Genomic DNA, 1,943 nt, shown 5'->3' on the forward strand with positions numbered 1-1,943 from the left:
GCCTCTCGGGCGATGTGTGCGGAACGTCCTTGTCGTTGGAGGTCGACGCCGCCGGCGAGCGTCGCGGGAGGTCAGTCGTTGGCGTGGAGCGCCTCGTTCAGCTCGACGCCCTCACGCTTCCACGGCACGGCCTCGACTGCGCCGGAGACGGAGTTGCGCCGGAACAGCAGATTGTCCATCCCGGAGAGCTGGCCCGCCTTGACGGGCTCGCGATCGGCCCAGGCCCCGGCCCGGACGTCCACCTTGGTCCCGGCAGTGACGTAGAGCCCGGCCTCGACCACGCAGTCGTCGCCGAGCGAGATCCCGATTCCGGAGTTGGCACCCAGCAGGCAGCGCTCGCCGATCGAGATGGTCTCCTTGCCGCCGCCCGAGAGGGTTCCCATGATCGACGCGCCGCCACCGACGTCGGAGTCCGCACCGACCACGACACCGGCCGAGACGCGTCCCTCGACCATCGACGGCCCGAGGGTGCCGGCGTTGAAGTTGACGAACCCCTCGTGCATGACGGTCGTCCCCTCCGCCAGATGGGCACCCAGTCGGACGCGGTCGGCGTCGGCGATCCGGACCCCGGACGGGACCACGTAGTCCACCATCCTCGGGAACTTGTCCACGCCGTAGACCGTCACCGGGCCGCGGGCGCGCAACCTGGCACGCACCATCTCGAATCCCGGTACCTCACAGGGGCCGAAGTTGGTCCACACGACGTTGGCCAGTGTCCCGAACAACCCGTCCATGTTGGCGAAGTGCGGCCGGATGAGCCGGTGGGAGATCAGGTGCAGCCGCAGGTAGGCGTCATAGGCGTCGGTCGGGGCCTGCGTGAGGTCCTCGATCTCGACCCGCACCGCGACCCGCTCGACACCGCGATCGGCGTCGGGTCCGGTGAGGGGAGCCAGCTCCTCGGGGACCTCGTCACCCGACAGGATTCGGTGACCCCCCTCGGAGGCCGCTCCGAGCTGGGGCGCTGGGTACCACACGTCGAGGACGGTGTGATCGGACGTCAGGGTGGCGATTCCGGTGGCCACGGCTCCGTGTGCACTCATGCCCCCGATGCTAGCGGTCGGCCCCGGCGCGTACCGGCCACGGGCATCTAAGGTGGACGCCGTGACCGCCGCCCTCGATCTGACCGCCGACCCGGTCGACCTCACCCGCGCCCTCGTCGACATCGCCAGTCCCTCCCGGGAGGAGGCGGAGATCGCCGGCGCCGTCCACACGGCGCTCGCATCCGTGGTCGCCGGCTTCACGGGTCCGGCCGCCGGGCGGACCGAACTCGTGCGGGACGGCCACCGCGTTCTGGCCCGCACCTCGAGGGGGTTGCCGACCCGGGTGGTGCTCGCCGGACATCTCGACACCGTCCCGGTGGCGGACAACGTCCCGTGCCGACTCACGGGTGAGGGAGCCGATCAGGTCCTGCACGGGTGTGGGACCGTCGACATGAAATCCGGCGACGCCGTGTTCCTCCACCTGTTCGCGACCCTGGCGGACTCCGCCGAGCTCGCGCACGATCTCACGTTGGTGCTCTACGACTGCGAGGAGATCGAGGCGACCGCGAACGGTCTCGGGTTCCTCGAACGGACCCACCGGGACTGGCTCACGGGGGACGTGGCGATACTCGGCGAGCCCACCGGCGGCCTGATCGAGGCGGGCTGCCAGGGCACCCTCCGGATCCGGGTCCACGCCCGCGGCACCCGGGCCCACTCGGCGCGGAGCTGGTTGGGGGACAACGCCGTGCACCGCCTCGCCCCGGTGCTGGCGGCGCTGGAGAGGTACGGACCGCGCTCGGTGGACATCGACGGCTGCGTCTACCGGGAGGGGCTGCAGGCCGTGAGGATGTCCGCGGGCGTGGCCGGCAACACCGTCCCGGACGAGGCGTGGCTCGACGTCAACTTCCGCTTCGCGCCGGACCGGCACACCGATGCCGCTCTCGCGCACGCCCTCGACGCGCT

General features: G+C 71.2%; 2 protein-coding genes. One reads left to right on the forward strand and one right to left on the reverse strand.

The window, feature by feature from the left end; all coding sequences use genetic code 11:
- Nucleotides 1–71 precede the first annotated feature (71 nt).
- Nucleotides 72–1,040 carry a 2,3,4,5-tetrahydropyridine-2,6-dicarboxylate N-succinyltransferase gene (gene dapD / locus G6020_RS14625; RefSeq protein ID WP_179525597.1) on the reverse strand — a complete coding sequence of 323 codons (969 nt, stop codon included), beginning with the start codon at nt 1,038–1,040 and terminating at the stop codon, nt 72–74.
- A 7-nt stretch (nt 1,041–1,047) separates the two neighbouring features.
- On the opposite strand from dapD, the gene dapE reads away from it, so the two are divergent.
- On the forward strand, nt 1,048–1,943 hold an 896-nt coding region (gene dapE, locus G6020_RS14630; RefSeq protein ID WP_182611108.1), incomplete at its 3' end, for a succinyl-diaminopimelate desuccinylase.

Source organism: Dietzia sp. B19 (assembly GCF_014145155.1).
Taxonomy (GTDB): Bacteria; Actinomycetota; Actinomycetes; order Mycobacteriales; family Mycobacteriaceae; genus Dietzia; species Dietzia natronolimnaea.